Here is a 26436-nt window from a genome sequence, read left to right as displayed (position 1 = left end):
GAGATGCCATGCAGATAAGACCCTACCAAGAGACCGATCGCCCCTTCCTGCGCACGCTGTACCTGGCGTCGCGCAAGGCGGCGTTCGGCTGGCGCGATACCTCAAATTATCAGTTGGAAGATTTCGACGGCGCGACGCTGGGCGAAACGATTTGGGTGGCGGAAGACGGCGGCACGCTGCTGGGATTCGTCTCCGTCTACCGCGAAGACAACTTCATTCATAACCTGTATGTCGATCCCCATCAGCCGCCGCGCGGCGTCGGCAGTGCGCTACTGCAGGCAGCGCAAGCCACCTTCACCGCCACCGGCTCGCTGAAATGCCTGGTGAAGAATGAAAAGGCGCTGACGTTCTACCGCAAACACGGTTGGCGTATTATCTCTACCGGCAACGACGGCGAAGAAGATTATTACCTGATGCATTCGCCGGCCCGCTAGCTATTACCCTAGGCATCCGGCATCCCGCGCAGCGTCAGCCGCCAAAACAGCAGCGCGCTCAGGCTGACGCCTGCCCCCAGCCAGCAGACGCCGCTCCAGCCCGCCCAGGCGTACATATGGGTGCCGGCAAAGGCGCCCAGCCCGCTGCCGACGGCGTAAAACAGCATGTAGCAGCCCACCAGCCGGCTATGCGACTGCGGGTGCGCGCGGAAGATCATGCTCTGGTTCAGCACGTGGATCGCCTGACCCGCCAGATCCAGCAGAACGATGCCCGCCACCAGCCAAATCAGGCCGCTGCCGAGCAAACCGAGCGGCAGCCAGGCCAGTGTCAACAGCAGCAGACACGCGCCGCTGGCCACCTGCCCCAGCCCGCGATCCGCCAGATGCCCGGCGCGCACCGCCGCCAGCGCGCCCACCGCGCCGACCAGGCCGAACGCCCCCACCGCGGCATGCGTGAAGTTGAACGGTGCCTGGCTCAGCGGCAACACCAGCGAACTCCAAAAGAGGCTGAAAGCGCCGAACATCAGCAGCGCCAGCATGCCGCGAATTTGCAGCGTGCGGTCATGCAGCAACAGGCCCAGCATCGAACGCAGCAGCGCGGGATAACTCAGCGTGCTGGGAGCGGTGTGCGGCGCAGGCAGCAGCCGCGACAGGATCGGCAGCAATACCAGCGTCACCCCGGCAGAGAAGAAATACACCGTGCGCCAACCGCCAACGTCCGCCAGCGCGCCGGACAGAGTGCGCGCCAGCAGCAATCCCAGCACCACTCCGCCCTGCGCCGTACCAACCACCCGCCCGCGCTCCTGCGGCGCCGCCAGGGCTGCGGCGTAAGCGATCAGCCCCTGCGTCATGGCGGTGCCCAATAAGCCTACCAGCAACATCCCTACCAGCAGCCAGGGCGCGCTGTGCGCCCAGCCCACCAATAGCAGCGCGCCGATCAGCCCCAGCTGTTGTCCCGCCAGCAACCGATGCCGGTTCAGCCGATCCCCCAGCGGCACCACCAACAGCAACGCCAGCGCGCAGCCCAACTGAGTCACGGTGATCACCATGCCGACCGCCGCCAGGCTGATGGAAAAATCATGGGCGATAGCGTCCAGCAACGGCTGCGCATAATAAACGTTGGCCACGCTAAATGCGCTGGCGGCAGCCAGCAGCAGCACCAGGGTGGCCGGCAGGCGCCCTAGCGCCGCACAGGGGGGATCCAGCAGTTTGTCGCTCATTACACACCTCAATCTGGTTTCATTATTAAACCCAATGAACTTTAGGCACAGAGGTTTTATAATGCAACCAGAATGTGCAGCTGGAGATAACCGCCGTGAAACGTAAAAGCCTGGAAGACGCGCCGTGCCCGGTGGCGCGCACGCTGGATGTGATTGGCGACTGGTGGTCGCTGCTGATCGTGCGCGACGCCTTCGACGGCGTCACCCGCTTTAGCGAATTTCAAAAAGGGCTGGGGATGGCGAAGAACATCCTTGCCACCCGCCTGCGCGCGCTGGTGACGCACGGCGTGCTGGAGATCGTGCCCGCCGCAGACGGCAGCGCCTATCAGGAATATGTGCTGACCGAGAAAGGCCGCGCACTGTTTCCGGTGATCGTCGGCCTACGCCAGTGGGGGGAAGATCATCTGTTCGCCGAGGGAGAAGCGCACTCAACGCTGGTGGAAAGCGACAGCGGCCGCCCCGTCCCGCGCCTGACGCCGATCGGCAGCGCCGGGCAAACGCTCACCCCGCTGAATACCCGGGTGGTGAAGGTGGGGGAACGGTGATGAGAGCTAGTGACGGTGCCCGCAGCTCACCCGCTGAAAAACCTGGCGGATAAAGAACCATTCCAGACACCCAGCCAGCAGATAAACCGCGCCAAAAACGAGCGCACCAAACCATTCCGTATCGTTAAAATGGAAAAACCCACTGGCGTCAATCAGCCAAGCGGTTTGATTCTGGTTTAGCCTGGGTACAGGAAAAAGCTTTATTGTCAGCAAAGCCAGCCCAACGACAGCCAATACGTTAGCGAGCAACAGGGCAAGTTTTTTCATAGCCTTTCATTCTACAACCTAACGAAGTCCAACAAACTGAACCTAAGAACATGCGTTAATGGTTAACCCTCAGGTTGCCCCGTTCGTCGGAGACAACCATGAATGCGGCGGTAATCAAATGCGAACCTTCGGGTGTCTGTATATCGTAGGCGACGGAATAGCGCTTCCCTGGCCGAAAAGCATAGTCGAATACCGGCATGCACCTCCCCGGCTCAACGAAGAAAACGTCATTATCGATAGCTTTAATGAGCTTATCGCCTGATTCGCTATAAATCTGAACGAAGCGGATATTATCCCCCGCCTTCATAGAAGAAAGAATGCAGACATGGTTATCTTTGGCTGTGACGACAGCGGGGAAGCGCGGAGTCAACTTATCGCCAGGCCCCGGACAGCCGACCAGGAAGCAGGCCGTGAATAGAACCACATATTTTTTCATGCTCCCTCTCATCCCTTAATAATTTTTTGATAAAGTGCATGAATGTCACGCAAACTATCGGTTCCCCTGTACTTACCCACTCGTCCAGGACGTTGATAATAACGCCACGTTTCAATACCATAAACCAACAGCAGCCAGTAATCAGCAAAAATCGAAGCTTGTTGCTCCAGCGAGTAATCAGTAATTTTATTCTTATCAAGACGATAGTTGTACTCAGCCGCCCAACTAAACAACCCACGCATTCTTACCCATTGCCCATGCTGATGCTGCCATACATGCCCCAACTCATGGATGAAAAGATGTTTATCTTCTATCAGAACCGTGTTATCAGAAAAATCGTCTTTATAGAGTTCCCTTCGTAACCACAACTCACCATTAGGTGCCATGGCATAACTTCTGTTTTGTAAGCCAAACGGGAAATAGCTATCACAGTGTATCCATACACGACCATATATAATTGAGCTTCCATATATATGGCGTGCCAATTTTATTTCCCCCATGGTCATACGTCGTAACGTCCCTTCTTCAGCTAATGCGCTCATTTATTCCTCCTTGAATTTATCAATATCCTAATGCTTTTTTAAAATGAATCTATACATGAACTCTTAAAGAGTTGCATTTGGCATAATCCATTTATAACTTGAATAATTTGCAGAAAGATCCTCATCGATTTTCTATAATTAATTAAACGAAAAAACATATTACAAATACCTTTGTAGTAGCCGCGGTCAGGATACCCTTATCCAGCCCCCTGCATGATTCGCTTCGCAGCGCCATCCGGGTAATGTATAGTCCGCGTTTTACGGAGATCCCATGCTGACTAACTCATCCATTCGTCTGAACAAATACATTAGCGAGAGCGGTATCTGCTCACGCCGCGACGCCGATCGATACATCGAACAGGGCAACGTTTTCATCAACGGTAAACGCGCCACCGTGGGCGCTCAGGTATTTGCCGGCGATGTGGTGAAGGTTAACGGTCAGCTGATCGAACCGCGCAATGAAGAAGATCTGGTGCTGATCGCGCTGAACAAGCCGGTCGGCATCGTGACCACCACCGAAGACGGCGAGCGCGACAACATCGCCGACTTCGTCAACCACAGCAAACGCATTTTCCCGATCGGCCGTTTGGACAAGGATTCACAGGGGCTGATCTTTCTGACCAACCACGGCGACCTGGTCAACAAGATCCTACGCGCCGGCAACAATCACGAGAAAGAGTATCTGGTGACGGTCAACAAACCCGTGACCGACGAGTTTATTCGCGGCATGGGCGCTGGCGTGCCGATGCTGGGCACGGTGACCAAAAAGTGCAAGGTGAAGAAAGAGGCGCCGTTCGTGTTCCGCATCACGCTGGTGCAGGGGCTGAACCGCCAGATCCGCCGCATGTGCGAACACTTCGGCTACGAGGTCACCAAGCTGGAACGCACGCGCATCATGAACGTCAGCCTGAAAGGCTTGCCGCTAGGCGAATGGCGCGATCTGACCGATGACGAGCTGATTGAGCTGTTCAAGCTGATTGAAGGCTCTTCGTCAGAGGCCAAGCCGACGAAGAAAGCCCCGGCCAAATCTGCCCCGGCGAAAAAGCCGAGCGCCGGCGGGCCGAAAAGCGCCGACAAAGCCGCTGCGCCGGCCGGCCGCAAGCGCTTTACCCAGCCGGGGCGCAAGAAAAAAGGGCGTTAAACGCCTTCCCCCGCTCAGCCCGCCGTTGCGCGGGCTTTTTTATCATAAAAGTCAGTCGCAGGCCGCCACTGCGTTCTCACCATAAAAAAGGCCCGCATCAAGCGGGCCAGTCGGTACCAGAGAAGTCTAGAGGGAAAATCAGAACGACCAGCGCAGGTTGGCGTTGACCGAATTAACGCGGGTATCGGCGCCGAATTGCCCCTGATAGCCGACATCCAGCGTCGCGGCGTGCGACAGCTTCACGCTCACGCCGATATCGCCCACCATCACGTTGTCATCCACGGCCTGGCCCTGCGTGATGAACGCGTCGCTGCCGGCAAACTCCATGCGCGATGAGGTGTTCTTATCGCCGTAGGCATGTTGCCAGCCGAGCGAGCCGTAAAGGCTGACGTTCTTCGGCAGTTCGGTCACGCCGCGCACCCCGAGTGTAGAATAGAAGGTATTCATCGTTTCATTGCGCACGCTCAGCGCCGCCGCGCCACCCGACTCCTGGAAGCTGTCGGTATGCAAACGGATGTAGCTCAGGTTGATGAACGGTTCGACGTTCATCTCCGGCTGACCGAAACGGTAACCCGCTTCAGTGAACGCCAGCAGCGAGTTCGCATCGTAATCCGACTTCAGCCGATCCGAGAAGCCGCTGAAATCGACGTTGCGCTTGCCTTCAATCTTGTGCCAGGTGTAACCCAGCGCGCCGCGCAGCGAGAACGCATCCTGCTGCCCGGCCGCATACAGGCCGAGGTGGTAGTTGTCGGTATCGGCCTTGGAACGGCGGCTGTCGACGTCGTAGTCGCCGCGGCTGTAACCAAAGTAGCCGCCGATGCGCACGTTATGGTCCGCCAGCTTGCGATCCGCGCCCAACAGGAAGCCGGTGGTGTTGCCATCCAGCTTGCCCACGTTGCCGTTGCCGCTGTTTTTGCCCCAGGAACTGAAGGTTTGCCCCCAAACGCCGCTGTTTTGCGCCTGCGCCGGTTGCACCAGCGACATCGCCAACGGCGGTATCGGCAGGCTGTCATTGTCGAACAGGCGCAGCATGCGCTGGTTCAGCACGTTGAACAGCTGGGTGCTGCCGGCGATCAGGTTAGACTGCATCGACGGATAGACTTCACCGGACAGCTGATTGAACGCCTCGCGCGCTTCCGGCGCGCTCAGCAGCAGCAGCGAGTTATACAGCGCCAGCGAAGGGCCGCTCTGCGCCAGCGTCGAGAGCGCGCCAGCGGTATTCCACTGGTTGCCGCTCTCGGCCACCGTTTGGAAAATGCCCGGTTTGCCGCTGCCTGGATTCTCGCCCCCCGGATTTTCACCACCTGGGTTTTCTCCGCCCGGATTCTCGCCGCCTGGGTTTTCCCCGCCCGGATTCTCGCCCCCTGGATTCTCACCGCCTGGGTTTTCCCCACCCGGGTTCTCGCCGCCAGGGTTTTCACCGCCCGTGTCTTTCTGCGCGATGGTCAGATCCACGGCGTTGGCGCTGTGGTTCAACGCCACATCGAGGAAGGCGGACTTGGAAACCGCCGACGCGAACTGGCCGTCAATGCCGCCGTCCGAGGTCAGAATGCGGTAGCTTTGGCCGGTTTTATAGCTGGTTTGCGGATCCAGCGCCGTAACCTGCACCTTGGCCTGATCGCTGATGGTGGTTTTGCCCGCCACCAGCAGTTGATCGCTGCGGCCGTCGCCGACGATATCGACGTCATAGAAGGATTCGCCGATAAAGTTCAGGTAGCGTTTCAGCGTCAGCGTGCCGATATTGCCGTCGCCGGGCGAGATATGGCCGCCGGACAGGATCTCGGTCTGGCCCAGCGTGCCGTTGCCGCCCAGCGTGCCGCCGGCCTTGATCGACGCGGCGCTGCTGTAGCCCTGCCCGTTATTGACGTCGGAACCCGCCGTCGCATTGAGGATCAGCGTGCCGCCGTTTTCGGCGCTGAGGGTTTGGATCTCGAAAATGTCGTCTTCTTTCTGGGTATTGATGTCGCTGGCGATGATGAGCTTACCGCCGCGCGCGGTGACGTTTGCCTGCAGGCCAGTGAGATCGCCGTTCAGCGTCGTGTGCCCGGCGGTGTTGATCACCTCGCCTTCGCCGCTCATCTTGTTGCTGAAGACGTAATTGCCGTCGGTATGGTTAAAGTACACATAGCTGCGGAACAATCCGCCCCGCAGGGCGATCGCCGTCTGGGCATCGATAGTGCCAGCAGCGCCCGCCGCGCCGAGCGTCGGCTCGGTCAACCCGGTGCCGGTATCCATGTTGCCGCGGCTGCCGATAATCAGCGCGCCGCGGTTAGAACCGGAACCGGTCTTGCCCAGCACCACTTCGTTGCCGCCGGCGGAGAATGTCCCGCCGTCCATGACCGCCAACACGCCATTGCCGTAATCGCCGACGTTGACGCTGCTGCCGCTGGTAAACCGTGAGCCGCTGCCGGCGATCGTCAGCTCGGCGGTTTTACGCGCGCCGGAGACGCCCGCCACCTGAATATTACCGACGTTGACCGCGCCGCCGTTCAGCACGTCCAGATCGCCGTAAAGCGTGAGCGCACGGCCGACGTTCCATTGGGAATTAGCCCCCGTGACCGTGGCTTTCGGGCTCAGCATATCGCTCTCGCCCGGCCCGCTGCCATTGCCGATGCGTGCGTCAAAGGCGGTATTCAGCACCGCGCCGTCTTCAATCGCCAGCGTGGATCGTGCCCCTAAATCGGTGCCGACGCTGAGAAAATTGCTGGTGACGCGAGAACCGGCGCCGGTGGCGATAAGGTGGCTGTCATAGCCACGGGTGGTGCCGACCACGATCTCTTTCGCGCTGGCCAGCGCACCGTCTTCAACCCGCAAGGTGCCCCGCCCCAGATTCAGGCCGCCACGCAGCACGAACTGATCGTTCACCGCGTTCAGCTCGGCGTTCGGCCCGCGGACCGTGACTACGCTCTCATGAATTTGGCCGTTGAACATCCGGCCAATATTGATGTTATAGGCGCTGATCTTGCCATTCTCGATCAGCAGATTGCCGCTTTGATTGCGGCCGACGTAAACGTCCCCGGTGTAGGCCAATGATTCGGTAATTTTTGAGTCGCCGTCAAAAATGGCATCGTCTGCGCGAGCGATATCGGCGGGCGCCAGCATCAACAGCGGCGCAGAAAATAGAGCGAGGTAAAGTTTGGAAAGCGGTGTACTAACCGCTAAAGGGTGCGATGTCTTGTCATTCACGGGCTATCTCCGTACTCGTTAGCGTGATGTCGCGAAATTTATTGTTATAGGAAAACTCAATACACTAGAGGAGGTGTGAGGCGTTATTTCGCGCACGCCGGTTTAGTGATCGTCGAAGCAAAAGCTTATTGCCCCCCGGCGCTGACGCTCCGACGATGGAAAACCAGGAAGCGGCAATACCGCCCCCGAAGCGAATTATTTATGCGTGACCACCGGCGTACAGGTCGGCGCGCTCAGCGACGGCGACGAACCTAAAATTCCCGGCATCATCAGCGACGAGCAATCAAAAATACGGCCTTTTTCCGTGGTGGCGCGATAAGAAAGTTTTTGGCCGCCCAGCGCATCTGGCTGTGCGCCATTGACATTGGTCACGGTAATTTCGTCCGATGAGCCCAGGCCCAGCATTTTGGCGGTTTCCGCCTGCAGTAATGGAATGGCCTGATCGGTTTTCAGGGTGGAACAACCGGCTATCATCATCGTAACGGTTAAAGCGATAAGTGGTTTCTTCATAAATTATCCTTTATAACCAATCAGTTAAAATTACCGATTAGCTTTATGTTTTCTCTTATCCAAATCCTCGAATAATATATTTCCCTTTCCTAAACGAAAAAACCCTCCTAAAGTAGGGAGGGTTGATAATAATTCATCAGACCTATCTGATATTTGAAGGCGAAAGGAGAATCCTTTGGGGCAGGATTATGCGTTGGTCGTTGATGACCATCCATTGGTAGCAAGCGGCATTGCCAATTTTCTCAGCACGCATTGCCGATTCAAACAGGCGCATGTGGTGACCAATGAAGAGAATTACTACCGCCATATTAGGGAAAATGGCCCACCGCGTTTACTGGTGATTGATTTTTGGCTCTCTTCCGGTACGGCGTTGAAATTACTCAAAGAAGTAAAACAACGTTATCCGCAGGTGCGGATTTTGGTGGTCAGCGGCGACGAGAATAACGATATCTGGCAGAAAGTGCACAATGCCGGCGGGCATGGGTTCGTGTTAAAAAATGAACCGCCAGAATTATTCGCCAGGGCGGTTTTTGCGCTGAATAACAATCAGGAATGGTTCCCGGAAGGCAATGAAGCCGCCATTAAAAACAACCATGACCATTTAAATAAATTCAATTTAACGCCGAGGCAATTAGACGTATTAACTATGATGCTGCGCGGCCTGCCAAATAAAAGAATTGCCACGCAACTGTCTATTTCCGAGCCGACCGTCAAAGAGCATATCAGCAATATATTGAAAAAGATCGGCGTCAACAGCCGAGTGGAAGCCATCACGCTGTTGCACGGCAAACGGGATCCGTCGTCATGAAGTTTTTCCAGCATTTACAAAATGATGGCATCTCTCCACGCGCGCAGATCCGCCTGCTGGACAACACCTTCATGCGGCTGGTGTTCAGCTTCACCGCCGTGCCCTTCGTCGGCATTCCGTTCGCCATCTGGATTTATTTGCTGGGTGATGAACTCGGCCCAACCATTACCTGGATCATCGTTTACCTGCTATGCGCCGTGGCGATCCGAATAGGACATCGTCGCTACCTGCATGAGGCCAAAGAAAATGATGAAGACACCGTGCTGCGCCGCTGGCTGCCGCGCATTAATAAGGTGGCCTTTATTCACGGGCTGGGGATCTCATCACTCTATTTAATTACCCCACAGACCCATAACTTTGACTTTTTTCTGCTGCTCAATATCAGCATCGCCGCGATCGTCGCCGCCAACGCAACGCACCTGACGCCCGTCATCAGCACCTTTACCCGCTTTTTCTTCGCCTCTTGGGGGCTGCTGAACCTCGGCATCATCTGGCGGCTGGAAGACGTGATGTTCATCGTGCTGATGCTGAACTTGCTGTACGGCTTCGCCATTTACCGCCACGCGTTAACCTCGCATGCGTTCTTTATTCAGCAGGCGCTGCTCGAAGAACAAAGCTCGCGCCTGGCGGAGCAGTTCCGCCAGGCTAAAGAGGAGGCGGAACAGGCGCTGCTGGACAAGAACCAGTTCCTGACCACCGCCAGCCACGATCTGCGCCAGCCGGTGCACGCCATGGGTTTTCTGATCGAAGCCATCATCCACAAAAACCGGGACGACAGCCTGACGCCGCAACTGCTGGATCTGCAACAAAGCGTGCGTTCGGTGCATTTGATGTTCAATTCGCTGCTCGATCTCAGCAAGATCGAATCCGGCAACGTGCGCACCGCGGCCACCCATGTGGATATCGGCGCCCTGCTCGACTCGGTGGTCACCCTGTTCCGCGAAGAGGCCAACAGCCGCTCGCTGGCGCTGCGCACCTGGCGGCCCAGACGGCGTATCAGCGTGATGGGCGATCCGCTGCTGGTGCGGCAATCGCTGATCAACCTGATCCAAAACGCCCTGCGCTATACGCAACAGGGCGGCGTGTTGATCGCCATCCGCCCACGCGGCCCCGAGTGCCTGGTGGAAGTGTGGGACACCGGCGTGGGCATCGCCGACGAAGAGAAAAGCAAAATCTTCTCCCCTTACTACCGCCCTGAACTGGCGTGGAAAATCGACAGCGCCGGCCACGGGCTGGGGCTGGCGGTGGTGGCGCGCTGCGCCAAACTGATGAAGGTGAAGTACGGCATGCACTCCGTCGAAGGCAAAGGTTCGCGCTTCTGGATGCGCTTCACGCAATACAGCGGCGAAGACAAAGCGCCGGACACCGCGGCCGCCTACGACAACACCGCCACGCCTATCCGCTATGCGCCGCTGCGCGGCGCCTGCCTGGTGGTGGACGACGATCCCTTGGTGACCTCCGCCTGGGAGAGCCTGATGAGCACCTGGGGCATCACCGTGCGCTGCGCGGCCTCCGCCGAGGAGGCCTTCGCCATTGTCGAGGACGGTTTTACGCCGTTCGCCGTGCTGTGCGACCAGCGCCTGCGCTCCGGCGAGAGCGGTTTCGACATCCTGAAAGCGCTGTTCGAGCGCCTGCCGGACGTGAGCGGCGCGATGGTCAGCGGCGAGTTCAACTCACAGATATTGCAAGAGGCCGAGCAGGAAGGCTATCTGGTGCTGCGCAAGCCGCTGGAGCCGGCCAAGCTGCATGCGCTGCTGACGCAGTGGGGGGCGGGCTAGCGCGAGGCGGTGCCTTAGCGGGCAAGATGCCGCAGCAGGCCTTCAAGGTTGCGCTCCCCTTCCGGGGTTTGCGCACCGGCCTTCAGCCCACCGCGGATCAACCGCTCCGCGGCCGGGCGTGCGAACAATCCCGCCCAGGCGTCGTGCTCGCGATAAAAACCGGCCTGCAGATCCGGTGCAGGCATCGCCTGTTTGGCCGCCGCAATCACCCCCGCAGGCAATGCCGCGATATTGCGCGCTAACCGCTCGACGAAATCATCCAGCTCGGCGGCAGGCAAGGCGCGGTTAATCCAGCCGTAGCGTTCTGCGGTAGCGGCATCGATGAGATCGGCGCCCAGGATCACTTCCAGAGCGCGGCCGCGCGTCATTCGGCTCGTCAGATACTGCGTCGCACCGCCGCCGGGCGTAATGCCCATCAAGGCCTCGCACTGGGCCAGCCCCGCCGCTTCCCGTGCCGCGAAAGCCATATCGGCCGCCGCCACAAACTCGGCGCCACCGCCGCGCGCCAGCCCGGCCAGCTTAACGAGAGTGACCTGCGGCTGGCTACGCAGCAGCTCGCCAAACGCCTGGAACGGATTTAGCCCCTCCGGCGCGTTGCTCGCCAGTTCGTCGAAAGCGTGCGGCTCATCGATCAAGGTCATGTCGACGTGAGCAATAAAGAACGCTGGGTTCGCGCTCTGGAACACCAACACCCGCGTATCCGGATCGTCACGCACCGCGAGCAATAAACGGCTGATTTCCGACATCAGCGCCACATCAAGCACGTTTACCGGTGGGTTATCGATAGCGATCGTCATCACGCCGTGCGCATGAGACAGCCTGAGCTTGCTGAAATCTGTATCTGTCATCTCAATGTCCTTTTACCTGGGGTACAAGTGCGGGTTTTTCACGCCGTGTGTCGAATGGTATACTTTGCATACCTGGCGTCAATTACGCACCTTAAGCATCCCAGGGATGCAGGAGGATACCGATGGATACGACCGACCTTGTTTACCGCGCCGACTGCCCAAGCCGCATCGTCCTCGATCAGATTGCCGATAAATGGTCCATGATGGTGCTGGAAGTGCTGCGTGAACCGCAGCGCTTCAACGCCATCAAGCGCCGTTTGGATGGCGTCACGCAACGCGTGCTGACCCAGACCTTGCGCAAACTGGAACGCAACGGCATGGTGCATCGCAAAGTGTTGGACGGGCGGGTGCTTGGCGTCGAGTATTCGCTGACGCCGCTTGGCAAATCCCTGCAGGGGCCGTTCTCGATACTGTTCGACTGGACGCTGGGGAATATTGAGGCGATTCAGGAGTGCCAGCGCAAGTATGATGAGCAGGACGAGTGATGCGATCCCCCATAGATAGGTTCAGAGAGATCGAGCATGGCCCGTTCTTTTTAACGTAACCGATGGTCTCTACTTTCTTCATGCCCCCTGGCGCTATCAATAATACCAAGGTCTGAACATAGGCCATATTTAGACCACAAACGATGTTCGGCTTTACTTATGGCTGGCATCAGGCAGAAAATGTTTGGTCATATAAAGAAAAACCCTCTGTAAAAACAGAGGGTTTCAGTCACTTCGGCCTAGTTACGAACAGGCTGCGGGAAGTGTCAAATCACTCCCACTCAATTATCAATCAAAAAAAACATTACATTACAAAAAGTTAACCAATAAAAACTCTTTAGTACCATAAAAAACACCATATCCAGAATGGATGTAGAGTCGCAGAGTTGCTTTCGTAATAGTACAAGCGGCAGCTTATTATCGACCGGTTTCGCTAGGGCGAGATCTCGCATAGAGGGTCCAAGTGCGGGATCAGGTGGAGTACCGTCTTTCCCTGACAACTATGCCCCAAATAGGTTGCCTTAATGTCGCCCCTACTAGGCTGTGACTCCATTACAGCGGGTCAACAGCAAGTTCCAACGCTTCCATGAAGTCCAACAACTTGGTGTCGTCAGTTGTCGCTGCCATCTGCTGAACTTGGCCACGAAGTTTGTCCATTGCGGCAGAAAACCTTGGGTTGGCACTTTCCGCAAGGGTTCTCTCCGAGGATTTGCTCAGTAGCTCAACACAAAGATGCCGTCCCTGGGGAGTCAAGCCAACGTAGACGCTGATTGATGCACCATTCGTCTCCAAATGAAAATATCTGACATGAGAGTCATAATCATGGAGGCGAGCATGAAAAAAACTGTTGCAGCTCTTTTCATTGATGTACCGCCTACGATTTTGTGGCCAAGTTGACCAATTGGCTTTGCTCTTGACATGGTTACAGTCGAAACATGCCACTGCAAGATTACGGTATGTAAAGGTGTACTGCCCGTAGGTGTTCTTGGGCAGGATATGCTCAATGGGCCGCGCATAAGCAATCCCAACAAGGCGACGTCGACAGTAACAGCAGCGTTCAGCTTGCAGAGCAGCAAGGTGGGATCGAAGTGCTGATATGATCTTAATACCGGTACCATCTTTTTGGCCCTCCACCATAAATGTAGCAGCACGTATGGCAGACCAGGGGCTGGCTCTGCTTGATGCAAGTTTTCGCCATTCACGATAGAAAGCTCTAGCCTCGACCGAGGTCAATACGTTCTTCCCGAAATCTTTCTCTGCGGTCACTAGTTGATTCACGATCTGGCCTCCTCAGACTTATCGGAGCTAGTCAGTTCCTCTATCGCGAGCGTAGCTCTCCGGATGAGATCAAGGTGCCGCGCAGGTACCTCGGAACCAAGCGCTGGTACAGCCCTAGTAACCTTCTCCTCCATCTGTTGCAATTCATCAAAGACGCTCGACAACATTTCAGTTCGCTCCGTGTTGGCAAACTCGATAGCCCGCGAAACCAACTCAGCACAGCGTTCGTGAACCTCTCGGTTGTTGCCTGTGTAGGTATCGAACCCCTGAAAAAGCACTCGTTCGACACTACTTGCAGCTTGCTCCCCAATTGCTTCTAGCACACCACCATCAGCCATAAATCGGTATGTGTCGTCCCCACGCGAGGTAGAAATTAGAATCGGTGAGTGCGTAGCGATAACCATCTGGCAATTGAAGTCTCGGCTGATAGTCTGAAAAACCGATGGCAGTGCTCGCTGCCAAGCGACGTGCAAGCTAGTCTCGGGCTCATCGATCAGGAAGACAACACCGGGCCGGGCGTATTCAACAAGCCTTGCCGTCAGAAGCAGTAGCTGCTGTTCGCCGGTACTAAGATGATCAAAGGGAACTATCGAATTCTCATGGTTTTTTCGAAAGCCGAGCTTCCACCCATTCATGTTACTTGGAGCCCCATCGACACCAAGTTCACGCACAGACTCCAGAACATCGGAGGTAGCGGACTCCGGCAATAGATAATGTTGACCCGCAAAAGACAGTTGGTCGAGAACTCTGCTCACCGCTGCGATCTTGTCGCGGTCGGCATGGATAGCAACCATCAACTCGGCTAACTTACGTCCAAGTCTTCGCGGCTGTGTGGACATATTACTAGTGCGCGCCCCTAGGTAGACGTAGTCGGCTGTTACCCCCATTTTGGCCTCGAATCTGTCACTGGTTGCAGAAGCGATAGCACGCACAGGCCGCCCAGACGTCACATATGCCTTAGCAAGCTGACGCAAGAGCATGCTTTTTCCCGCACCGTTGTTTCCAATGACGTAAACGCAGCAGGGTCGCTCTCGTTCCTCCAACAGCTTGTAAACAGGGGAACCATCCAGCAGATCGCTCGCGACCATAGGATCACGCTCGGAAATCCACAGAGATGGATCGAGAACCGCGTTCTGGTTGTCCAGAATTTCTTCTAACTGCACATAGCGAAAAAATCCAGGCACCTCGTGTAACTTCGCCCCGAACATCTTCCGAGCACGATTTAATAGCGCATCACCCAGATCGGACTCATAAGGAAGCCGAGACAATGTATCCCCCTTCATTGCGTCCAAGAATGGGGCACAGAGAAATCTAGCCAAGCGATCCAGAGGCTCGTCCCGCAATCCGTCTACCGCGCGACCGTTCATCAGCAGGACTGATTCATCGTTACTGGATCGCTCCTTCGCCATTATCAGCATCGAAAGTCGTGTACGACCAGACACTCGAGCAGGAATCTCTACTACACCCAGAACACACCTACGCTGTAGCAGATCATGCCGAATCTCGGCCCCCCGACCTTTGCCTCGTAAATCAGCTGTGGGGAGGACTACGATCGTGATACGTTGGCCATGTCTATGGTCAAGGAACCATTGAGCGAACTCAAGACCGTTGAGCTCAAAGGGACGCACCTCATTTGTCCACTCCGAACGATAGCGAGTCGGCCAAGCAAATTTGTAGGCTGCCCCTACGCCGCGCCAAGAACTGTCTGCCCCCTGTTCTGCTACTAACTGGAATTGCACGTTATGAGCATGAAGACGAAGACAGACCTCGAAAAGATGGGGCTGAAGCTCAGCCGGCAATACGTAATCGTCACCGGCCTGAACGTCTTTTAGACGAACCCCTAGCTCACCTGTCGTCATCGTGTTCATATCAACGATTGCCCGACCGCTAACTGACCAGCCATGTGCAAAATCGGCGACGAAGCTTTCGACTTTCCGAGCCCAGTTGTTTGAAGATCTCCTGGCACACAAACTTTTGACAAGAAAATCCAATCGATGCAAGTTTGCCGTAGAGTTACCGCTATAGCTAACAAGATGACGTAGTTTTTCCAGCACATATTGTGGCTGACGTGCCCATTCACGCTCTGTTACATCAGAGTCCTTGAGTCTTAACCAGTCGTCAGCACTACGCTTGGCATCCATCAAGCCATAAATCGTCTCTGTATCGGCCCATGACCAAGGAAGCACTATGTGTTTTGAGTTCTGCTCAGTAAATAGCAGAAATATGGCAAGCTTGAGTCCCCCCTCAGGCGTCTGATTAGTCTCTTCTCGCCAGATATCTAAAATCTGCCTCTCAAAGCGCGCAGCATCGATATCGCGTTCATCTATATTTTCCATTATCCCAGCAAACTCCCGTAGATCTAACCTAATAAAACTGGCCCTTTCCTGAAAACTACAGCCTCACCATTTACATGCTCATGCGATTAGCAAGCTTCCAGAAGCCGATATAGTTTAATCTGTAGCGATACTGTTAGGGGTACCACGCTTATGGTCTCGCCAAACATGTGGTGTGTAGTGGTCAAGTAATACTGGCCACGGTTTTACAGTAAAAATGGTACCTGTTCTCGGACTCTTCCGGCGTCAGCCCTCCGTTATAGTGGTGTGGTCTGACGCTATTGTAGTAGTTCAATATGTAATCATTAATTTGCTGCCGGACCTCGTCCCTACCTGCGTAACCATCCGTCGGCACCCATTCTGTTTTCAGACTGCGGAAGAAGCGTTCCATCGGGCTGTTATCCCAGCAGTTTCCCCGCCGACTGACGCTTTGGTTTATTCTGTAACGCCAGAGAAGTTGTTGGTATTTAAGGCCTGTATACTGGCTTCCCTGGTCGCTATGGAACATGACATCGCGCGGTTGACCACGCGTTTCATGGGCCATCCGCAGGGCACTGCTTATCAGTGCGGTATCGGCATGTGCTGACAGACTCCAGCCGATAACCCTGCGGGCAAAAAGATCCATAACAACCGCCAGATAGCACCAGCGATTTCCTGCCCAGATATACGTAATATCTCCGTACCATACCCGGTCTGGCTCCGGTACAGTGAACTGACGCTCGAGCAGATTCGGCAGGCATGTATGTACCTGACGGGCATTTTTATACTGATGTTTTCCGGGCTGACAACTGCTCAGATTCAGGTATTTCATGAGACGCCCGGCACGGTAACGACTCATCGGGACACCGTTCTGGATCAGCATTTCAGCCAGAGTTCGTGCGCCAGCAGAGCCCCGACTCTGGTTCCATGCTTGCCATATTTCGCTGTACAACCTGACTCACGCCGGATTGACAGTATCGCGTCGTTTTCGCCAGTACCGGTAACTACTACGGTGTATTCCCAGAGCGGAGCAAAGGGTAACAACCGTGTGACTGTCACTCCGTCTGGCAACTATCGTGAATCGTTCAGTGAGTCGGACATCAAGAGCGCAGTAGCTTTTTTAATATCGTATTCTGTTCCTCCAGGCGGCGAACCTGCTTTTCCAGCTCGCGGATACGTTGCTGCTCTGCAGTAATCGGGGTCGTAGAAGGTGTGATCCCCTGACGCTCTCGCCTGAGCTGGCGTACCCAGCTCTCAAGCGTGGTAGAACCGACATTCATCACCTCACTGGCTTGCCGATACGAGTATCCCTTATCAACAATCAGCTGTGCACATTCCAGCCTGAACTCAGGGGTGAAAGTACGCTTAGTTTTCTTGTTCATTAAGTCACCTGTTTCATGTTGAGGTGAGAATATCACCTTTAATCAGGTGGCCAAATTTACTGTGCCACTATGGCTGCGGTGGAGGAAAACCGGATAAATAATACCGAGCTAGAAGACCACCATAAATTAGAGTTCAGTCACCAGTATTGCACTGAGCATCGACCCAAGCAGGTAACTGGTGAGTGGAATACTTTATACAGACAGGCAAAACGCTCCCTAACACAATTTAATATCGAACTTGCCAGGCTGACTCATCAGTGTACCAACCGCTCCAGACCAAACGCACTATCGGGTGATGAACTGATAGATAAATATTTTCTCCAATTAATTATGAGATTAACATTACAGCCAGCAGACGAAGAAAAATTGCGCCATCTAGCTCGTAGGATGCTGGATTCAAAGCTATCAGACACCAAGAAAAAAATTTTAGTACTCAGACAATTGGGCTTCAATCAAACAGGTATTGGTCAACGGATACTAAATGCCAAGAAACAGCCAATAATACGACAAGCTGTATCTATAGCGTTGGCATCAGTTCGAAAGGAGTTCCAATTATGAGCGCATCTAAGGCTGATAAAAAATTTTAGCCGCTAAAATATACCCACTCAGCCTTGAGCAGAGGCTCTCTGTCCAAATTCATAGAAAGCATCTACTCTAAAAAGACATGAAAATTTTATTACATGGGCAGAGATAAATTACCTAGGCCATATTCAGTTTTCATCCAATATGGTCGCACCATCTATAGTATCGACTCCCGCAGGAGCCAATAATCGCTGTATCCAGCCAATGGCATGTCCTCGCTCAACGCACTGGGAGAAAAACGCACGCTGCTTTGCTCTGGTAAAGGCAACAAAAAAAGTGTTTAGCTCTTCACCCCGTTGCGGCGTAAGGCTCCACCATGTCTGATTGTCGAGTCCATAAAATATCATCGTGTGAAACTCAAGACCTTTGCTTTTATGGACGGTCATCAGAGCCACTTGGCCAATACCTTCAAACTCATCCAGTGCTTCCGTCCAGCTGCTGCTATGTTCTGCGCACTCTTTCAGGAGTGTAACAAATCCACTCCATACCCTCTCAAAGTCCCTTTCCCGCTGATAAGCGGGAAAAGATTGCCGAAGTGCAGGGGCTCCGACAAATTCAAGAAGCATCTCTGCAATCTCTTCCGCTGCATCCGGATCAGGCTGGCGACGCGCCAACTCTTCCCTTAATTGACGGACGAATGCTTCAAGCTTAACCAGTAACCGTTCCTGCGTGAGATCGTTATCCGGATCAGTAGCCTCCAGAAACAGATAGTTCTGCTGGGCCTGCTCCCAGTTTTCCGGGCTTCGGTTCGTCGCTCCCAGGCGGAGCAAAGGGACTAATATGCTGGTCAGTTCTTCACCAAGTAGATCCTGTATTTGAATTTCACCGACTGAACGGGCCGCATTTCTGATCCTGAGACCTCGTGCCGCAAAAGCAGGGGCTATCTCACCCTCCACCTGATCTGCCCGCATTCTGATCAGAATTGCTACATCATGTGGCGCAACACGCCCTGACTGAACCTCACGCCTCACCCATTCAGCCAGATAATTGTTCTCGTCACCTGCGTTCCGAAATTGCCAGATAGCAGAAACCTCACCTTCAATTTCACGGGTCCCTTGTGCCTGCACAGCTTCCACATTGTCGTCTATCCGGCGAGCAATCTCGTGCTGAATAAGAACCAGATCCGCATGTGACCGCCAGTTTGAAAGCAATGTGATACGCCTCGCACCAAAATCGTTCTCAAACTGGTCGAAGGCGTCATTCATGGCTCCCGCCCATCCCATGATACGCTGCTTATCATCGCCGACTGCCGTAAAGACAGCATCGCTACCATCGAATGCCGTTTGCAACAAGTCGTACTGGGCATAGGTGGTATCCTGGTATTCATCAAGAAAGACAATAGGATACGTTGCCTGTAAGGCCTGACGGATATATGCATTTTCCTGCAGCAACAGTTTTACAAGCCTGTTTATCATCGGGAAGGACAGAGAGATCTCGTCGCCTCCGAAGAATTGTTCATGCCAATAATCTGCTAACGCACGATGTACTTCAGATCCATTTGACAAGTCAATTGGCAGGTCTGTCAGAAGCAGTCTTCCCTCAAGCTGTTGAACACTCACACCGTGATAGCCATGACGTTCAAGAAAATCCTCATAATCCCGACGAAATGGCGTAACGATCTGATACGTGCCAGGCGCATTGAACGGCTCAGGTAAAGCAGGGCGGAACCGGTCCAGAAGTCCCTTAGTGAAGGCATCAAAAGTCATTGAATCAAAGCGCCGCGCCTGCTCTCTCGGGCAACGCTTTGTAACCCTTTCAGCGAGGTTTCTGGCGGCATCTTTTTTAAAGCTGATGGCCAGAATACGTTTGGGGGCCGGACAAATGCTTGTCTGCAGAAGATAGGTCGCCTTCTGTGCCAGAAACTCAGTTTTTCCCGCACCGGCACCAGCGGTCACGAGGATGTTGCTATCGGTTTCACGTAAAGCCTCCCACGCTCTGCCTTCCAGACCACCGACCCCCTGAGGTACCCAGTCGTCTCTTCTTACGCGGATCATTCCCCGATTCCTGGCAGATTTAGTTTATGCATTACGTACTCAATAAGGGCCCTAAGCTCAGCAGGAGCTGACGCAGAAACATCGACATCAGGGATACGGGAAAACGCAGCCAGATGGGTTTCTGGCTTACTGCGGCTCAAGAATAAATACGGATACCATTTAAAAGCATCATCATAGTGCTCGGTATACAAGGCTGGGGTCCCACCTGTTTTAAGTGTGCTGGCCTTTTTGGCTTGAATAGCGTTAGCATCACTCTGAGGCCCACGGCCACCTGGATTGGCAACCTGGTAAGCGTCTGGAAACGCAAGCAACATGGCAAAATCGAGATCAATAGGATAGGAAAAGAAAACACCTTCCCCCCTGAAAGCTTGAAGCAATTGACCTTGCTGGCCTTCATTATAAAGCTGTTGGTCGGTAACCTGAGCAGCATTATCACGATTGAGCTCCTCAAAATTATTCCCAATATGGCCCAGATTCTGAAGGCAGCTCCTCATGGTGTTCGCCCCACCATGTCTACGCCCCAAATCTAGATCGAGCAGTGTGGCATATGGAATCTCAAGATCACTAAGTAACCGCCAGAAATGCGCTACGAACCGTCCTCCTAGTGGGACGACAGGAACAAATGACGGGTCAAGTGGCACCCCCATATCTTCCGCTATTTTCGGAATGACGACGCGCTCTGAATCCCCTTCACCCAGGATTACAAATCGCGCGAAATAAAGTTCGGGGTATGCCTTTACGGCCAACCTGACATACACGCTGGCCTCAACATCATCTTCAGGCAAGGTCAGTTCTCGGATCGATGAGCACCGGGTGCTCCGGTCCATACGAAAATATCTCACTTCCTCCGGCTCTATCCGGCTCAGGATAGCCGGGGAATGGCTGGATAGCATAACCTGCGCGGAAGGCAGTGCACCGATCTCTCTCGCCTGTTTGATGATGCGAGACAAAAAGAACGGTGACAGGTTGTTTTCTGGCTCTTCGATGGCAAGAATCGTCAGGTGAATACGGCGTAACTTATCCTGTTCAAATGAGCTGTCATCAGCAGGCAAAGAAAAAGCTTCACGCTCGCTTTCTAGCGTTGCCGCTGTAAGGGCTATATGGAACAGAGAACGCTGACCGTCACTCAGCTCGGACAAACGGCGCTCCTGACCTTCTTCATCAGGCATAAAGGTAAATTCGGCTTTACGAACAAGCTCCTCAAAACGGTTTTCGATGAGCCTTAAGCGTGGCTTACTGTCTGTATCAGCTTCATAGACCTGTTGCCAACGCTTCGAAAGACGTTGCAGCAGAAACCTCGACGGCTCCTCTTCCTCGAAACTGCTCTGGATCTGACCGGCACTATCAGAGCTTGCATCCCTAAATGCCGTCGACCATTTGGCAGCCTGCCATAACCGCCCTTTTAGAAGAGCGGTCACCTGAGTCGTCGCATCACGATTTGCCGGTAAGTAAATAAACTGGATCGAAGAGCGCTCTACAGCCTGAACCCTGGAGCAATCATCCCATTCAAAATTATCATCCAGGGCTCTTATCCAGCGTATATCCTCTTCAATTGCCCCTTCCGGCGTACCATCATCCGTCCATGTTGCTTGTAGTCGTATCCGGGCCTTAAGGGGCTCTCCCTCACCAGAAGCAGCCATCTGATTGAAGAACTCCGGAACAGCATCAAGAGGAGAAGTGTCTTGATCTTCCAGCTCAGGGAAAGCAAGTACCGCTTCGACAAACAGACTGTCGCCAGACTGCAGTTCCTGCCGGTCAATAGGTATGTGAAAATCCCGACGCTGTACCGACCGCTGCGTTGGTGATGTACCAAACAACCGGGACACAGCTTGCAGCACTGCAGTTTTTCCGGAACCGTTTCCGCCGACAAGTATCGTCAGTTCTTCCTCGAAATTTAGCTCGACCACCCCATGCCCGAAACAACGGAAATTCTGTAGTTTTATCTTCTCTATTTTCATCCCTGATTACCTTTTTGTAAGAGATGCTTTTAAAAGTTAGCTAGCCCCTAAATAACCCATTCATCAATCATATCAGCCCAGTCCTGCAACATAGATGTACGCTGATCACAATACTCCGCTTTGTTATATACCGCTCTCACGCCCCTCTGCTCATGAGCAAGGCATTTATCAATCCAGTCAGTGTTGTAGCCAGCTTCATGTAGCAGAGAGCTGGCCGTGCGTCTCAAGTCGTGGGGCCCAAACTTGGCGAGCGACTTGCCTTCCTTCTGGGCCAATATGTAGGTCATAGTCATCACCCGATTTAGGGTGGCGCTGCTCATGGGCAAATCTGAGTCGTAACGGGATGCAGAATATAGCTAGAGCCACCAGAGAAGGTCTTCAACGCAATCAGGATGTCCAGAGCTTGTCTGGATAGAAACACCAGATGGGGTGTCCGTCGCTTCATCCGCTCCTTTGGAATGGTCCAAAGAGCCTCGCTGAAATTGATCTCGTTCCAGGTGGCATTGGTCAGCTCACTTTTGCGCCCCATGGTCAAAAGCAGCAACTTTACCGCCGCACGGATGGAGGGCGATGTACCAATCCGCCCCATATATACATAAGCCGGATTTCTGCAGGCAACAAAGTTCGATCTCGCGGCTCAAATCTGGCAATGCTCGTTGGCCTCACAAGGTCAGCTGGGTTTTCAACCTTCTGCCCTCGCTCAATGGCCCAACGATAAATCTGCAGCACTATGTCACGGGTATGAACAGCCGTTGCTGGAGCCCCTCGCTCTACAATGGCATCCGTCAACATGCGCAAATCTTCATGGGAGATCTCGGTCAACTTCTGGTTGCCAAATTTCGTTTCCAGCTCCCTAGCATAGACTGAGCGACGCATATCACGGGTGGAGTCCGCCATCAGGTAACCTCGCAGCCACTTTTCCGCCCAAGCACCAAATGTTTCAGCATCTTTTACCCGAGCCTTTTTACGGGCCTTCTCCTTAGCCGGAGACTTACCGTCGGCCACCATCCGCTTGGCTTCATTCAGTCGCTCGCGAGATTCAGCCAAACTGATACCACCGACACCGTAGCGGCCAAAGGTGATCGTCTCTTGCCTGCCATTGATCGACTAGTGGTAACGGAACGAGACCGAACCGGCGGGGGTAACAGCTACATAAAGACCATCCCGGTCATTCACCTTGTAAAATTTGTCCCTCGGCTTGAGGTTGCGTAGCTTGGTATCAGTCAGCAAAAGTCTTATCCTTCCTCGCATCCGATACCATGCTGAAAGATCACCCAGAGATTAGATAATAAAATCAATAAAAACAAAAATATAAATAAATCCAATACCATTAACATACAGGATCAAGCAGCATGGTATCGGCTATCACTCATGGTATCACGCCTCGATAATACCACCATAAATGCCATACTCAAGTGGTGCTTCACAATGCCATCCGTTGCTAGAACATGCCAAATACAGAAACAAAAAAGCCCATGTAAACATGGGCTTAATTTTCTTTTTATGCCAGTTAGTACCAGCTGATGCCTAACGGGTGATCACTCCCACTCAATCGTCGCCGGCGGCTTGCCGCTGATGTCGTACACCACGCGGGAGATGCCATCCACTTCGTTGATGATGCGGTTGGAGACGCGGCCGAGGAAGTCATACGGCAGGTGCGCCCAGTGCGCGGTCATGAAGTCGATGGTTTCTACCGCACGCAGGGAGACCACCCAGTCGTATTTGCGGCCGTCGCCCATCACGCCGACCGAACGCACCGGCAGGAATACGGTGAACGCCTGGCTGACTTTGTTGTACAGGTCGGCTTTGTGCAGCTCTTCGATGAAGATGGCATCGGCGCGGCGCAGCAGATCGCAGTACTCTTTCTTCACTTCGCCCAGCACGCGCACGCCCAGACCCGGGCCCGGGAACGGGTGACGGAACAGCATGTCGTACGGCAGGCCCAGCTCCAGGCCGATCTTGCGCACTTCGTCTTTGAACAGCTCTTTCAGCGGCTCGACCAGGCCCAGCTTCATCTCTTTCGGCAGGCCGCCCACGTTGTGGTGCGATTTGATCACGTGCGCTTTGCCGGTGGCGGAAGCGGCGGATTCGATCACGTCCGGGTAGATAGTGCCCTGTGCCAGCCATTTCACCTGCTCTTGCTTGCAGGCTTCTTCGTCGAACACTTCAACGAACACACGGCCGATGATTTTACGCTTGGCTTCCGGCTCGTCCACGCCCGCCAGTGCGGTCAGGAAGCGGTTTTCCGCCTCAACGTGCACGATGTTCAGGCCGAAGTGGTCGCCGAACATTTCCATCACCTGCTTGGCTTCGTTCAGGCGCAGCAGGCCGTTGTCGACGAACACGCAGGTCAGGCGTTTGCCGATGGCCCGGTGCAGCAGCATCGCGGTCACGGAGGAGTCGACGCCGCCGGACAGGCCGAGGATCACGTGGTCTTCACCCACCTGCTCGCGGATGCGCTCGACCGCATCTTCGATGATGGTGGCCGGGGTCCACAGGGCTTCACACTGGCAGATGTCCAGTACGAAGCGCTCCAGCATGCGCTGGCCCTGGCGGGTGTGGGTCACTTCCGGGTGGAACTGCACGCCGTAGAAGCGTTTTTCTTCGTTGGCCATAATGGCGAACGGGCAGGTATCGGTGCTGGCGATGGTCACGAAGTCGGACGGGATCGCGGTCACTTTGTCGCCGTGGCTCATCCACACGTCCAGCAGCGGTTTGCCGGCCGGGCTGATGGCGTCTTCGATGTCGCGCAGCAGCGCGCTCTCTTTGACGATTTCCACCTGCGCGTAGCCGAACTCGCGTTCGTTGGAACCCTGCACATGGCCACCCAGCTGCATCGCCATGGTCTGCATGCCGTAGCACACGCCCAGCACCGGCACGCCGGCGTTGAACACGTAGTCAGGGGCGCGCGGGCTGCCGGCTTCGGTGGTGCTTTCCGGGCCGCCGGACAGGATGATGCCGCTTGGGTTGAATTCGCGGATCTGCGCTTCGCTAACGTCCCAGGCCCACAGTTCGCAGTAAACGCCGATTTCGCGCACGCGGCGGGCGACCAGTTGAGTGTATTGCGAACCGAAGTCCAGTATCAGGATGCGATGCTTATGGATATTTTGTGTCATGTGAGGCGAATTCCAGCAACAAGAGAAAAAGAGCGAAAATGTGTGTTTCGGGATGGGGCTTGGCGCCCCACCCCGGCCTCTCACTCAGGAGAGGTTAAGGCATCAGCCCATGCGGTAGTTCGGCGACTCTTTGGTGATGGTCACGTCGTGCACGTGGCTTTCCTGAATGCCGGCGCCGCTGATGCGCACGAACTCCGCCTTGGTGCGCAGATCGTCGATGGTGGCGCAGCCGGTCAGGCCCATGCAGGAGCGCAAGCCGCCCATCTGCTGGTGCACGATGGCTTTCAGCATGCCTTTATAGGCCACGCGGCCTTCGATACCTTCCGGCACCAGTTTGTCGGCGGCGTTATCGGTCTGGAAGTAACGGTCGGAAGAGCCTTTGGACATCGCGCCCAGCGAGCCCATGCCGCGGTAAGATTTGAACGAACGGCCCTGATACAGCTCGATTTCGCCCGGGGATTCTTCGGTGCCCGCCAGCATGGAGCCGACCATCACGCAGGATGCGCCCGCGGCGATCGCTTTGGCGATGTCGCCGGAGAAGCGGATGCCGCCGTCGGCGATAACCGGAATGCCGGTGCCTTCCAGCGCTTCCACCGCGTCGGCGATGGCGGTGATCTGCGGTACGCCCACGCCGGTCACGATGCGGGTGGTACAGATAGAGCCAGGGCCGATACCCACTTTCACCGCGCTCACGCCGGCTTCAGCCAGCGCTTTGGCGCCCGCTGCGGTCGCGACGTTGCCGCCGACGATCTGCAGATCCGGGTATTTGGCGCGAGTTTCGCGGATGCGCTGCAACACGCCTTCGGAGTGGCCGTGCGAGGAGTCGATCAGCAGGACGTCAACGCCTGCCGCCACCAGCGCGTCAACGCGCTCTTCGTTGCCGGCGCCGGCGCCGACCGCCGCGCCCACGCGCAGACGGCCGTGCTCGTCTTTACAGGCGTTCGGCTTACGTTCCGCTTTCTGGAAGTCTTTAACGGTGATCATGCCCAGCAGATGGAAGCTGTCGTCCACCACCAGCGCTTTTTCTACACGCTTTTCGTGCATCTTCTGCAGCACCACGTCGCGCGCTTCACCTTCTTTCACGGTGACCAGGCGATCTTTCGGCGTCATCACCGCAGTCACCGGCTGAGACAAATCGGTCACGAAGCGCACGTCGCGGCCGGTGATGATGCCGACCAGCTCGTTATCTTCGGTAACGACCGGGTAACCGGCGAAGCCGTTGCGCGCAGTTAGCTCTTTCACTTCCTGCAGCGTGGTGGACGGGGTAACGGTCTGCGGGTCGGTAACTACGCCGCTTTCATGCTTCTTCACGCGGCTGACTTCTTCAGCCTGGCGCTCGATGGACATGTTTTTGTGGATGAAGCCCAGGCCGCCTTCCTGCGCCAGCGCGATGGCCAGGCCGGATTCGGTCACGGTATCCATGGCTGCGGACAGCATAGGGATGTTCAGGCGGATGGTTTTGGTCAGTTGAGTGCCGAGCTCTGCGGTGTTAGGCAGAACCGTGGAGTGGGCTGGAACCAGGAGGACGTCGTCAAACGTCAGAGCTTCTTTAGCGATACGTAGCATGGGCAATATCTCACCAGGGTGGGCTGTGAAAAAGATAAAATATTGCCG

General features: G+C 55.0%; 20 protein-coding genes and 2 pseudogenes. 7 read left to right on the top strand and 15 right to left on the bottom strand.

What is annotated here, in order from left to right; translation table 11 throughout:
* Nucleotides 1-8 precede the first annotated feature (8 nt).
* Nucleotides 9-434 carry a GNAT family N-acetyltransferase gene (locus N6G83_RS32810; protein WP_025303887.1) on the top strand — a complete coding sequence of 142 codons (426 nt, stop codon included), beginning with the start codon at nt 9-11 and terminating at the stop codon, nt 432-434.
* Nucleotides 435-442: 8 nt separating this feature from the next.
* On the opposite strand, the gene N6G83_RS32805 is transcribed toward N6G83_RS32810, so the two are convergent.
* Nucleotides 443-1654, bottom strand: a complete 1212-nt coding sequence (locus N6G83_RS32805) for an MFS transporter (RefSeq protein ID WP_038629834.1) — start codon at nt 1652-1654, stop codon at nt 443-445.
* 95 nt (nt 1655-1749) lie between these two features.
* Between N6G83_RS32805 and N6G83_RS32800 the strand changes: the two genes are divergently transcribed.
* The gene (locus N6G83_RS32800; RefSeq protein WP_033638555.1) at nt 1750-2199 is read left to right on the top strand and encodes a winged helix-turn-helix transcriptional regulator; all 450 of its coding nucleotides are present in this window, start codon (nt 1750-1752) and stop codon (nt 2197-2199) included.
* A gap of 6 nt (nt 2200-2205) precedes the next feature.
* Here N6G83_RS32800 and N6G83_RS32795 read toward each other — a convergent pair whose 3' ends face one another.
* Genes N6G83_RS32795 through N6G83_RS32785 form a run of 3 tightly spaced genes read right to left on the bottom strand, consistent with a single transcriptional unit; the run spans nt 2206 to nt 3444 of the window.
* A complete protein-coding gene (locus N6G83_RS32795; RefSeq protein WP_167324517.1) occupies nt 2206-2466 on the bottom strand; it encodes a DUF1158 family protein in 261 nt (86 codons plus the stop codon).
* 55 nt (nt 2467-2521) lie between these two features.
* A complete protein-coding gene (locus tag N6G83_RS32790; protein ID WP_049204878.1) occupies nt 2522-2902 on the bottom strand; it encodes a putative T6SS immunity periplasmic lipoprotein in 381 nt (126 codons plus the stop codon).
* Between the two features lie 8 nt (nt 2903-2910).
* Nucleotides 2911-3444, bottom strand: a complete 534-nt coding sequence (locus tag N6G83_RS32785) for a hypothetical protein (protein ID WP_049204880.1) — start codon at nt 3442-3444, stop codon at nt 2911-2913.
* Between the two features lie 271 nt (nt 3445-3715).
* Here N6G83_RS32785 and rluF point away from each other — a divergent pair, with 271 nt between their 5' ends.
* Entirely contained in the window at nt 3716-4585 is an 870-nt protein-coding gene (gene rluF, locus N6G83_RS32780; protein WP_048796715.1) for a 23S rRNA pseudouridine(2604) synthase RluF, read from the top strand.
* A 138-nt stretch (nt 4586-4723) separates the two neighbouring features.
* Here rluF and N6G83_RS32775 read toward each other — a convergent pair whose 3' ends face one another.
* Both N6G83_RS32775 and N6G83_RS32770 read right to left on the bottom strand, forming a co-directional pair.
* Nucleotides 4724-7771 (bottom strand): autotransporter domain-containing protein, encoded by a 3048-nt coding sequence (locus N6G83_RS32775; protein WP_260516089.1) that lies wholly within the window; start codon nt 7769-7771, stop codon nt 4724-4726.
* Nucleotides 7772-7966: 195 nt separating this feature from the next.
* Nucleotides 7967-8281, bottom strand: a complete 315-nt coding sequence (locus tag N6G83_RS32770) for a hypothetical protein (RefSeq protein ID WP_025303891.1) — start codon at nt 8279-8281, stop codon at nt 7967-7969.
* A 175-nt stretch (nt 8282-8456) separates the two neighbouring features.
* On the opposite strand from N6G83_RS32770, the gene N6G83_RS32765 reads away from it, so the two are divergent.
* A complete protein-coding gene (locus tag N6G83_RS32765) occupies nt 8457-9089 on the top strand; it encodes a response regulator transcription factor (protein ID WP_167324519.1) in 633 nt (210 codons plus the stop codon).
* A complete protein-coding gene (locus N6G83_RS32760; protein ID WP_260516092.1) occupies nt 9086-10867 on the top strand; it encodes a hybrid sensor histidine kinase/response regulator in 1782 nt (593 codons plus the stop codon). The genes N6G83_RS32765 and N6G83_RS32760 overlap by 4 nt, the downstream gene beginning before the upstream one ends.
* Before the next feature lie 14 nt (nt 10868-10881).
* On the opposite strand, the gene N6G83_RS32755 is transcribed toward N6G83_RS32760, so the two are convergent.
* Nucleotides 10882-11715 carry an enoyl-CoA hydratase/isomerase family protein gene (locus N6G83_RS32755; protein ID WP_025303894.1) on the bottom strand — a complete coding sequence of 278 codons (834 nt, stop codon included), beginning with the start codon at nt 11713-11715 and terminating at the stop codon, nt 10882-10884.
* Nucleotides 11716-11837: 122 nt separating this feature from the next.
* Between N6G83_RS32755 and N6G83_RS32750 the strand changes: the two genes are divergently transcribed.
* Complete coding sequence (locus N6G83_RS32750) at nt 11838-12200, top strand: winged helix-turn-helix transcriptional regulator (RefSeq protein WP_127146624.1); 363 nt, start codon at nt 11838-11840, stop codon at nt 12198-12200.
* A 552-nt stretch (nt 12201-12752) separates the two neighbouring features.
* Here N6G83_RS32750 and N6G83_RS32745 read toward each other — a convergent pair.
* The 3 genes and pseudogenes from N6G83_RS32745 to N6G83_RS32735 all read right to left on the bottom strand — a co-directional run bounded on the left by N6G83_RS32745 (nt 12753) and on the right by N6G83_RS32735 (nt 17208).
* On the bottom strand, nt 12753-13478 hold the full coding sequence (locus N6G83_RS32745) for an HNH endonuclease (protein WP_260516106.1): 726 nt from the start codon (nt 13476-13478) through the stop codon (nt 12753-12755).
* Entirely contained in the window at nt 13475-15814 is a 2340-nt protein-coding gene (locus tag N6G83_RS32740; protein WP_260516107.1) for an AAA family ATPase, read from the bottom strand. The genes N6G83_RS32745 and N6G83_RS32740 overlap by 4 nt, the downstream gene beginning before the upstream one ends.
* Nucleotides 15815-15995: 181 nt before the next feature.
* A pseudogene (locus N6G83_RS32735) lies at nt 15996-17208 on the bottom strand (IS3 family transposase).
* Between the two features lie 33 nt (nt 17209-17241).
* Here N6G83_RS32735 and N6G83_RS32730 point away from each other — a divergent pair.
* The gene (locus N6G83_RS32730; protein ID WP_260516108.1) at nt 17242-17730 is read left to right on the top strand and encodes a hypothetical protein; all 489 of its coding nucleotides are present in this window, start codon (nt 17242-17244) and stop codon (nt 17728-17730) included.
* A gap of 152 nt (nt 17731-17882) precedes the next feature.
* Here the strand turns inward: N6G83_RS32730 and N6G83_RS32725 are convergent, their stop codons facing one another.
* From N6G83_RS32725 to guaB, 5 genes and pseudogenes are all read right to left on the bottom strand, one after another.
* Entirely contained in the window at nt 17883-19748 is a 1866-nt protein-coding gene (locus tag N6G83_RS32725) for a UvrD-helicase domain-containing protein (protein ID WP_260516110.1), read from the bottom strand.
* Entirely contained in the window at nt 19745-21706 is a 1962-nt protein-coding gene (locus tag N6G83_RS32720) for an ATP-dependent nuclease (protein ID WP_260516111.1), read from the bottom strand. The genes N6G83_RS32725 and N6G83_RS32720 overlap by 4 nt, the downstream gene beginning before the upstream one ends.
* A gap of 47 nt (nt 21707-21753) precedes the next feature.
* Nucleotides 21754-22936, bottom strand: a pseudogene (locus N6G83_RS32715) (tyrosine-type recombinase/integrase).
* Between the two features lie 308 nt (nt 22937-23244).
* On the bottom strand, nt 23245-24822 hold the full coding sequence (guaA, locus tag N6G83_RS32710) for a glutamine-hydrolyzing GMP synthase (RefSeq protein WP_043138057.1): 1578 nt from the start codon (nt 24820-24822) through the stop codon (nt 23245-23247).
* Between the two features lie 102 nt (nt 24823-24924).
* The gene (gene guaB, locus N6G83_RS32705) at nt 24925-26388 is read right to left on the bottom strand and encodes an IMP dehydrogenase (protein WP_038629838.1); all 1464 of its coding nucleotides are present in this window, start codon (nt 26386-26388) and stop codon (nt 24925-24927) included.
* Between the last annotated feature and the right edge of the window lie 48 nt (nt 26389-26436).

This window comes from Serratia sp. PL7 (assembly GCF_945957435.1).
This window is presented reverse-complemented; position numbering and strand designations above follow the sequence as displayed.

Excerpts from the sequence above, each read along its gene's own strand:
- N6G83_RS32770 (WP_025303891.1), bottom strand. The coding sequence starts at position 8,281 with ATGAAGAAACCACTTATCGCTTTAACCGTTACGATGATGATAGCCGGT.
- N6G83_RS32785 (WP_049204880.1), bottom strand. The coding sequence starts at position 3,444 with ATGAGCGCATTAGCTGAAGAAGGGACGTTACGACGTATGACCATGGGG.
- N6G83_RS32790 (WP_049204878.1), bottom strand. The coding sequence starts at position 2,902 with ATGAAAAAATATGTGGTTCTATTCACGGCCTGCTTCCTGGTCGGCTGT.
- N6G83_RS32725 (WP_260516110.1), bottom strand. The coding sequence starts at position 19,748 with ATGATCCGCGTAAGAAGAGACGACTGGGTACCTCAGGGGGTCGGTGGT.
- N6G83_RS32730 (WP_260516108.1), top strand. The coding sequence starts at position 17,242 with ATGGCTGCGGTGGAGGAAAACCGGATAAATAATACCGAGCTAGAAGAC.
- N6G83_RS32755 (WP_025303894.1), bottom strand. The coding sequence starts at position 11,715 with ATGACAGATACAGATTTCAGCAAGCTCAGGCTGTCTCATGCGCACGGC.
- N6G83_RS32740 (WP_260516107.1), bottom strand. The coding sequence starts at position 15,814 with ATGGAAAATATAGATGAACGCGATATCGATGCTGCGCGCTTTGAGAGG.
- N6G83_RS32810 (WP_025303887.1), top strand. The coding sequence starts at position 9 with ATGCAGATAAGACCCTACCAAGAGACCGATCGCCCCTTCCTGCGCACG.
- N6G83_RS32720 (WP_260516111.1), bottom strand. The coding sequence starts at position 21,706 with ATGAAAATAGAGAAGATAAAACTACAGAATTTCCGTTGTTTCGGGCAT.
- N6G83_RS32750 (WP_127146624.1), top strand. The coding sequence starts at position 11,838 with ATGGATACGACCGACCTTGTTTACCGCGCCGACTGCCCAAGCCGCATC.
- N6G83_RS32795 (WP_167324517.1), bottom strand. The coding sequence starts at position 2,466 with ATGAAAAAACTTGCCCTGTTGCTCGCTAACGTATTGGCTGTCGTTGGG.
- rluF (WP_048796715.1), top strand. The coding sequence starts at position 3,716 with ATGCTGACTAACTCATCCATTCGTCTGAACAAATACATTAGCGAGAGC.
- guaA (WP_043138057.1), bottom strand. The coding sequence starts at position 24,822 with ATGACACAAAATATCCATAAGCATCGCATCCTGATACTGGACTTCGGT.
- N6G83_RS32760 (WP_260516092.1), top strand. The coding sequence starts at position 9,086 with ATGAAGTTTTTCCAGCATTTACAAAATGATGGCATCTCTCCACGCGCG.
- N6G83_RS32805 (WP_038629834.1), bottom strand. The coding sequence starts at position 1,654 with ATGAGCGACAAACTGCTGGATCCCCCCTGTGCGGCGCTAGGGCGCCTG.
- guaB (WP_038629838.1), bottom strand. The coding sequence starts at position 26,388 with ATGCTACGTATCGCTAAAGAAGCTCTGACGTTTGACGACGTCCTCCTG.